The sequence below is a fragment of the Agromyces sp. P1_H4 genome (assembly GCF_056405255.1).
Window position 1 is genome coordinate 1 of sequence record NZ_JBFUCL010000178.1, and the last position, 7,613, is coordinate 7,613.

The window sequence follows — 7,613 nt, forward strand, 5'->3', positions numbered from 1 at the left end:
CGTCCGCGCCGTTCCCGAGGGCACTGAGGCGCGCGGCTTCGTGCTCTACGTCGGCATCGACGAGGCGAAGGCCATCGCCGACGGCACGACGCTGCACCGCATCGTCGAGGCGCTCCGCACCCTCACGGCCGAGGTCGCCCCGTCGGCCGAGACCTACGCGGCCGTCGCCCTGGCCCCCGAGGGCTCGGGCGGACGCGACGTCGACGTCGTCCGCCTCGCCCTCCAGGACCCGGCCGCGCTCGCCAAGCAGCGCGAGGGCCAGGGCACGCGCGACGACGCCGACCGCCACCCGAACGGCGTCATCATCGACATCTCGCGCAAGCGCGTGCTGCTCGACGGCGAGGCCGCCGGCCTCACCTACAAGGAGTTCGAGCTCCTGCAGTACCTCGTGCTCCGTGAGGGCCGCACGATCGACCGGCACGAGCTCATCGACAGCCTGTGGGACGCCGACGACGAGGCACCGAGCGAGCGCACCATCGACGTGCACGTGCGGCGGCTGCGCTCGAAGCTCGCGCACTACCAGGACATCGTGCGCACGGTGCGCGGCGTGGGGTACCGGTTCGACCGCCACGCCGACGTGTCGATCCGCCAGGCCTCGACGCCGTCGCCCGACCTGTACTGATTTCCGAAAATCACAGAACGATAACTAGCGCCCGTTATCGATCCGTTATATATTCATTACGCATCCACTGTTTGCTGTGGCGGTGGATGCGGAATGTGATTGCAGGACACTCTTGGTGCAAGGGCGAGGGTCGGTCGTCAGCCTCTACGACCGGCCCTCACCCGTTCCCGCCCCGGTTTCCCTATCCTTGGATGAGTCCCGGGTCGGAAGGCCCGGCGTCGACACGTCGAGGGGAGACCAAGGTGGCGGAACGCGCGATCACGGTGGCCGCATGGGAGTCGCTCTTCCGCGCCCAGGTCACGATCATGCGGGCACTCGCCGCCGAGTTCCCGAGCGACGTCATCTCGCTCAACGAGTACGACGTGCTCTTCAACATCACGCGGGCACCCGGACGCCGCCTGCGGCTGAAGGACCTCAACCGCTCCGTGCTCATCACCCAGCCGAGCGTCAGCCGCCTCGTCGACCGTCTCGCCTCCCGCGGACTCGTGACGAAGATGCACGACCCCGACGACGGTCGCGGCACCATCGTCGGCATCACCGAGGAGGGCTTCGCCCTCTTCCGCCGCGTCGCATTCCGGCACATGGACACCATCGACCGCCACGTCGGCTCGGCCCTCGACGAAGCCGAGCTCCGCGAGCTCATCGCGCTGTGCGACCGGCTCCGGGAGTCGGTCGGGGAACGGCCCGCCTCCCAGCTCGACGCCGACGCGGCATCCGGCAGCTGAAGCGCGCCCGTCAACCCGTCGCCCCGTCCCGCGGTCGGGTGTAGACCGGAGCGATGGGATCCTCCGCCACGCGCACCGTCCTGTTCGACGTCGACGGCACGCTCGTCGACTCGAACCTGCTGCACGTCGACGCCTGGCAACGGGCGTTCGCGCGGTGCGGCGTCGAGGTCGACAGCTGGCGCATCCACCGCGCGATCGGACAGGACTCGGCGCTGCTCGTCGAGTCGCTCGCGGGTGAGCGCGATTCCGCGTGGGTCGACGAGCTGAAGCGCCTGCACGCCGAGTACTACGGCGAGCTCGCGCCGCGGCTCCGCAGGTTCGACGGTGTTCGGCAGCTCCTCACGGCGCTCGACGGCCGCGGCATCCGGGTCGTGCTCGCGACGTCGGCACCACAGAACGAGCTGCGACTGCTGCGTGAGGCGATCGACGCGGATGCCGCCATCCACGCCGCGACCTCGGCCGACGACGTCGACATGGCCAAGCCCGCACYGACCCTCATCGAGGTGGCGCTCGAGCGAGCGGGAGCGGAAGCGCCCGAGGCCCTGTTCGTCGGCGACTCCACCTGGGACATGATCGCCGCGGGGCGCGCCGGCGTCACGGCCTACGGCCTGCGCTCGGGCGGCATCTCCGACGGGGAGCTCCGAGCGGCGGGTGCGCAGCGGGTGTTCGACGACCCCGCCGACCTGCTCATGCACCTCGAGGCGCTGGTCGACGGGCCGCGCCCGGCCTGACCGGCCCCGGCGCAGCCCGCGCTACGACGACACGGCTGCGACCGCAACCCCATCGACGCGCGAACGCAGATGTGCGAGGTTCGAGCCATGAACCATCTCACCCACGAGGTTCAGGTCCGGCTCGGCATCGAGATCGAAGACGAGTCCGTCCTGCTCGGCAACATGCCCGACCCTGCCGACGCCGAGGACATCGAACGTGCGATCGTCTGGACGTTGACGACCGCGCTGGACACCCGCGCGGTGCGCGACGTGCTCTCGTCCTACGGGCTCGCCATCCGTCGCGGCGAGGTGCGTGCCTTCGCCCCGTCGGTCGCGACCGTCATGCCCGGATCCGGACTGGACCACACCGTCGCGCAGGCGGCCGACCCGCTCTTGATGTGAAGGCTCGTCAGAGCCAGTGGCGTCGCTTGAACATCAGGTAGATCACGACATCGACCACGACGATCGCGCCGGCGACGACCAGCCATCCGTACTGCCACTGCACGAGCGGCAGGTTCTTGAAGTTCATGCCGTAGAGGCCCGCGATGAGCGTCGGCAACGCGAGCAGGGCCGCGAATGCCGAGATGGTCCGCATGTCCTGGTTCTGTCGCGCGGCCACGTTGTTCTCGTGACTGGAGAGGATCGCGTCCAGCGCTCGGCTCTGGTTGTTGATCAGTGCCGCCGTCCCGGCCGCATCGTCGAGCAGGTCGTGCAGGTAGGGGACGATCTCGTCGTTTCCCACCGTGAGGGCCTCGAGGTGCTGCGTGCTCTCGCGAAGGGCCGCAGCGATGCTGGAGACGGCGCGATCGATTCGGCCGATGTCCTTGCGGATCTCGTAGATGCGACGGTGATCCTCGGTGGTGGCTTCGCTGAAGACCTGCTCCTCGAGCGACTCGAGGTCGGACTCGACGTCGGCGGCCGCCTTCGCGTACCCGTCGACGACCTCGGCCATGATGGTGTAGGCCGCCGGCATCGCCGCGTTCCGGAGGTTCTCAGGCGCGTCGTTCAGCAGCTCGGGCAGGTCGGTCAGCTCGCCGCCCTCGCCTCGCTGCACCGTGAGCAGCCAGCCGTCGCCGATGTAGAGGTACGTCTGCCCGAGGACGAGGTCGCCCGAGTCGCCGCGCGGGAGGATGCTCCACAGCAGGATGAAGAGGTGCTCGGCGAACTTCTGCACCTTGGGCTGTTGTCGCCCCGACACCACGTCGGCGGCCGCGATCGGATGGATGCCGAGGGTCTCGCGTGCCCTGTCGACGGTCTCCTCCTCGGGATCGACGAGGTGCAGCCACACGAACCCGTGATGCCGCTTCGCCTTCGCGACCAGGCGCGGCACTCGTGTAGGCCGTCGACCGCGGTGGCGTCGATGGCCGAATCGACGACGAAGATGCTCGCCGACTCGACACGTTCGGTTTCGATCCTCGCCGCATCGGGCTGCGGCGGACGGGGAGACGCCATGCCTGATCGTATGGCGCTCCCCGCGCGTCCGTTCGAGACCGCACGACCCTTGCCCGTGCCGTCGGTTCGTGGTAGTCACCGCCCTCGCCGCTCGAACGGAAAGGGCGGAGACTACTCCCATGAGCACCAACACCCCCACCGCCGCGTTGTCACGAGCCGGCGTCAGCATCTGGCTGGACGACCTGTCCAGGAAGCGGATCACCACCGGTGAGCTCGAGCGGCTCATCGGCGAACGCGATGTCGTCGGCGTGACGACGAACCCGACCATCTTCGCCACGGCCTTCGCCGACGGAGAGTCGTACACCGATGCCATCCACGCCCTTGCCGCCGAGGGGGCCGACGTGGAGCGCGCGATCTTCGAGATCACGACCCATGACGTGCGCGACGCCGCGGATCACCTGCGAGCGGTGTACGACCGCACTGACGGCTACGACGGCCGCGTGTCCATCGAAGTCCAGCCGGGGGTCGCGCACGACACCGACGCGACGGTCGGCGAGGCGCATGCGTTGTGGGAGAAGGTGGATCGTCCGAACGTGATGATCAAGATCCCGGCGACGGTSGAGGGGCTCGGGGCGATCACCGCGGCGATCGGCGCGGGGATCAGCGTGAACGTGACGCTGATCTTCAGCCTGGACCGGTACCGGCAGGTCATCGACGCGTACCTCACCGGCCTGGAGCAGGCGAAGGCCGCGGGCATCGACCTGGCCACGATCCACTCGGTCGCGTCGTTCTTCGTGTCCCGSGTCGACACCGAGATCGACAMGCGACTCGCGCAGATCGGCACCGACGAGGCCCTGGGCCTGAAGAGCAAGGCGGGCATCGCGAACGCCCGGCTCGCGTACCAGCTGTACGAGGAGGTGTTCGGCGGCGAGCGGGCSACCGCGCTCCTTGAGGCCGGCGCGAACCGGCAGCGTCCGCTGTGGGCGTCGACCGGGGTCAAGGACCCGGCGCTGCCCGACACCCTCTACGTCACCGAGCTCGTCGCGCCCGGCGTGGTGAACACCATGCCCGAGAAGACCCTCGAGGCGACCTTCGACCACGGCGAGATCGTCGGCGACACCGTGACCGGCGCGTACGCCGACGCCGGCGCCGTGCTCGACGCGCTCGCCCGGGTCGGCGTCGACTACGACGACGTCACCGCGGTCCTCGAACGCGAAGGCGTCGAGAARTTCATCGTCTCCTGGMACGAACTSCTCGACACCGTCCGCGGCGCACTGGAGGCAGCCCGATAGCGGTTGCCGGGCCGACGTCCGCGCACTCCCGGTCCGCCGGGACGGTGGGGTGGGAACCCTACCTCCCACCCCACCGCGGTCTCCAGGGGAGACCTCTCCCACCGAGCGACCCGAACTGAGCTCGGCGAGCAGGATCCCGAGCAAACATCTGTCGACGGTCGCAGGTCGTCATGGCATGACGGAACTGTCGGGTATCGGGCCGACTCGGGCTCCCTCGAATCTAATCGCGCGTGGCGAATCCCACAGGGCCCCGAATGAGGGTCAAAACGACCCGGGAGCCGAGGACGGGGCAGTGCCGGCCGTCGCCGGCTCAGCGGTCACGCGGGCCAGTCGACGGACGCCTCGTACCCGGGATGCTCGCGCAGGTAGGCCGCGATGAACGGGCAGCGCGGCACGATGCGGTCGCCGCGCGCGACGGCGTCGTCGAGCACGAACTTCGCGAGGCGGCTGCCGAGGCCCTGGCCCTCGTGGTCGGGTTCCACGACGGTGTGCGTGAAGACGATGCGCCCGGGGGTGGCACGATACTGCGCGAAGCCCACGCGCTCGCCGTCCAGGGTGAGATCGTAGCGCTCCGCCGCATCGTTGCGCTCGATCTTGACGGTGTCGTGCATGAGTTCCTCCATCGCGAGACCGGGCCATCGCCGGATGCCCCGTGCGACCCGCCCGCTCATCACAACGCGCTCACCGCCCCACCGCATTCCTGCGCCGGCCGGAGACGGCGCACCGACGAGGTCGGGTGACGGAATCCCGGCGTGCTCCAGCGTCCGGTCGCGCCGCTCGGGTCGTCGAGGAGCCGGCCGGGAAGCCGGCGGCCTCGGAACCGGGCGCGACGCGGGACCCGCGGCGGCACCCGGGTGGGCGACGGTCGCGATCCGGCGGTGCCCGCGGTGAGCGGGCACGTGCGAGCCGCCCGGACGCCGTGCGGCGAGATGCGGAGCCGCCGCGGCATCCGTCACCACCGGGCTCGCGTGCGTGATCGCGACGAGGGCGATGAGCCACGCGAAGACGAGCGTGAATGCGACGATCTCGAACACGGTGAGGTTGAAGACGCCGAGCCGGTCGTAGGCCACCATCGCCGCGACCTCGACGACGATGGACGCGTAGGACGCGACGACGAGCGTGCGCGGAAGGCGTCGCGCCCAGAGCTGCACGCCCATCGCCAGCACGGCGAACGACACGGCCGCGCCGAGGGCGGCGGCGTTGTGGATGGTGCTGTCGCCGTCGATCGGGAAGAGGCCGACGCCCATGAGGCTGACCCCGATGAGCACGATGAGCACGCGCATGGTCGTGAGTCCGCCGCGCCGCACGCCGAAGCGCACGTCGGCGACCGCGCGGGTCAGTCCCCCGGACATCGCCGCCATGCCGGCGCCGGACACCACGATCGCGATGTTGAAGCATGCAGCCGCGACATCGTCCGACGTGCCGAGGGTGCTGAAGTTGTGGGTCCACCACGCGCCCGTCGGGGTGAGGCTCATGCTGGCCAGGCTGCCGGCCGCGAGCAGCATGGCGATGAGGTTGAACGTGCGGTAGGCCTCGTGCTCGATGGCGATGCGATGCAGCCTGGCCGTTCCGAGGCACAGCACGACGCCCAGGCTGATGGCGGCCACGGTGTGCCCGCCCGGCACCACGTCGAACGCGGCGCCGGTGAAGTGCACGCCGAGCATCGCGATCGCTCCCCACGTCAGCCCGTTGGCGCGGGCGCGGGCGTCGGCGCCGAGCCCCGGGAGCCCGAACCGCTCGAGCATGGCGATGCCCGTTTGCGACGCGGAGACCACGACGAGCGACACCCCGACGCCGATGCCGGCCGCGATCGCCGGCGCCGCCCAGACGAGGTCACCGGTGTGGAGCTCGGGGATCAACCCGAGGTGGCCGCCGTGCGAGTGGCTGCCCGTGAAGATGGACGTCAGCTCGTGGAACACCACCAGGGTGATCGCCGCTCCGATCAGCAGCGCGTACCCCCGACGCATGAGGCTGGCGACTCGCCCGACGTCGTGGCGTCCCTCCCGATTCGACGAGACCACGGTCCCCCCGTTTCGCGCACCCCGCATATCCCGACTTCCATCACCGGAATCAGATCTGAGCCGAGCATAGCCGGGACGCAAAGCATCGAGCATGACTGCGTCGGGCCGCACGCGCCGATGTTCGGMGGATTCTCAGCATCACATCTGCACGGCGCCGAAAATACCCCCCGACCGGGGGTCAAAGCCGCAGGAAGTGCCGAATGCGCGACAACTCGCGCCGGAACGACAGAAGCGGCCCGCTTTCGCGAACCGCTTCTCTACTGTCTCAACCAGTGTGCGCCCGGAGGGATTCGAACCCCCAACCTTCTGATCCGTAGTCAGATGCTCTATCCGTTGAGCTACGGGCGCGTTGGTTGTCACCTTCGCTTCCGCGCGATCAGGCAACCACGCAACTCTAACGTACGAGGTGCGATCATGCCAATCGAGCGGCGGTGCCGTCAGCCGTCCGCGTGCTCGGGCCGAAGGGCGTCGAGCGCGAGGAGTTGGCGGCGGTTCGCGACCTGTCGGTACGACGTCTCGATGACCTCCGCGAGCAGGTCCCAATCGGTGTCGGGGTCGTCGAGCGCGACCGCGAGCCAGCGGTTCCGGTCGTAGTACGGTGCCCCGAAGAACCGGCCGTCCTGCACGAGCGCGAGGTGCTCCTCGGGGTCGGTCTTCACGATGATCGAGAAGGGGTTGTCGGCGGTCGCGGCCACGTGCACGAAGATCGGCTTCGCCGCCCGGAACGTCGGCCGGCCCCACGCCTCGACCTCGACGGCCTCGGGCAGCGCGATGCAGATGCGGCGCACCCGTTCGATGAGCGGATGCGCCGGGTCGACGACGCGCGGATGCTCCACGCGAGTCAGCCTACG

8 protein-coding genes and 1 tRNA gene are annotated in these 7,613 nt (G+C 69.6%); 5 read left to right on the forward strand and 4 right to left on the reverse strand.

Annotation, left to right across the window (positions count from 1 at the left end; genetic code table 11):
* The 4 genes from AC1DY2_RS11745 to AC1DY2_RS11760 form a co-directional block, all read left to right on the forward strand.
* On the forward strand, positions 1 to 622 hold a 622-nt coding region (locus AC1DY2_RS11745; protein ID WP_476762599.1), incomplete at its 5' end, for a winged helix-turn-helix domain-containing protein.
* Between the two features lie 242 nt (positions 623 to 864).
* Entirely contained in the window at positions 865 to 1,347 is a 483-nt protein-coding gene (locus AC1DY2_RS11750) for a MarR family winged helix-turn-helix transcriptional regulator (protein WP_309974952.1), read from the forward strand.
* A 53-nt stretch (positions 1,348 to 1,400) separates the two neighbouring features.
* Positions 1,401 to 2,078 (forward strand): HAD family hydrolase, encoded by a 678-nt coding sequence (locus AC1DY2_RS11755; protein ID WP_476762600.1) that lies wholly within the window; start codon positions 1,401 to 1,403, stop codon positions 2,076 to 2,078.
* Between the two features lie 87 nt (positions 2,079 to 2,165).
* The gene (locus tag AC1DY2_RS11760; RefSeq protein WP_309974958.1) at positions 2,166 to 2,459 is read left to right on the forward strand and encodes a hypothetical protein; all 294 of its coding nucleotides are present in this window, start codon (positions 2,166 to 2,168) and stop codon (positions 2,457 to 2,459) included.
* Positions 2,460 to 2,466: 7 nt separating this feature from the next.
* On the opposite strand, the gene AC1DY2_RS11765 is transcribed toward AC1DY2_RS11760, so the two are convergent.
* The gene (locus AC1DY2_RS11765; protein WP_476762601.1) at positions 2,467 to 3,387 is read right to left on the reverse strand and encodes a CorA family divalent cation transporter; all 921 of its coding nucleotides are present in this window, start codon (positions 3,385 to 3,387) and stop codon (positions 2,467 to 2,469) included.
* A 241-nt stretch (positions 3,388 to 3,628) separates the two neighbouring features.
* Between AC1DY2_RS11765 and tal the strand changes: the two genes are divergently transcribed.
* On the forward strand, positions 3,629 to 4,741 hold the full coding sequence (gene tal / locus AC1DY2_RS11770; RefSeq protein WP_476762602.1) for a transaldolase: 1,113 nt from the start codon (positions 3,629 to 3,631) through the stop codon (positions 4,739 to 4,741).
* A gap of 317 nt (positions 4,742 to 5,058) precedes the next feature.
* Here tal and AC1DY2_RS11775 read toward each other — a convergent pair whose 3' ends face one another.
* The 3 genes from AC1DY2_RS11775 to AC1DY2_RS11785 all read right to left on the reverse strand — a co-directional run.
* On the reverse strand, positions 5,059 to 6,708 hold the full coding sequence (locus AC1DY2_RS11775; protein WP_476762603.1) for a GNAT family N-acetyltransferase: 1,650 nt from the start codon (positions 6,706 to 6,708) through the stop codon (positions 5,059 to 5,061).
* A 329-nt stretch (positions 6,709 to 7,037) separates the two neighbouring features.
* Positions 7,038 to 7,110 (reverse strand) — tRNA-Arg (locus tag AC1DY2_RS11780).
* Between the two features lie 89 nt (positions 7,111 to 7,199).
* A partial coding sequence (locus AC1DY2_RS11785; protein ID WP_476762604.1) for an MmcQ/YjbR family DNA-binding protein occupies positions 7,200 to 7,613 on the reverse strand: 414 nt, incomplete at its 5' end.

Coding starts and splice junctions, on each gene's coding strand:
- AC1DY2_RS11760 (WP_309974958.1), top strand. CDS start 2,166: ATGAACCATCTCACCCACGAGGTTCAGGTCCGGCTCGGCATCGAGATC.
- AC1DY2_RS11775 (WP_476762603.1), bottom strand. CDS start 6,708: ATGCGTCGGGGGTACGCGCTGCTGATCGGAGCGGCGATCACCCTGGTG.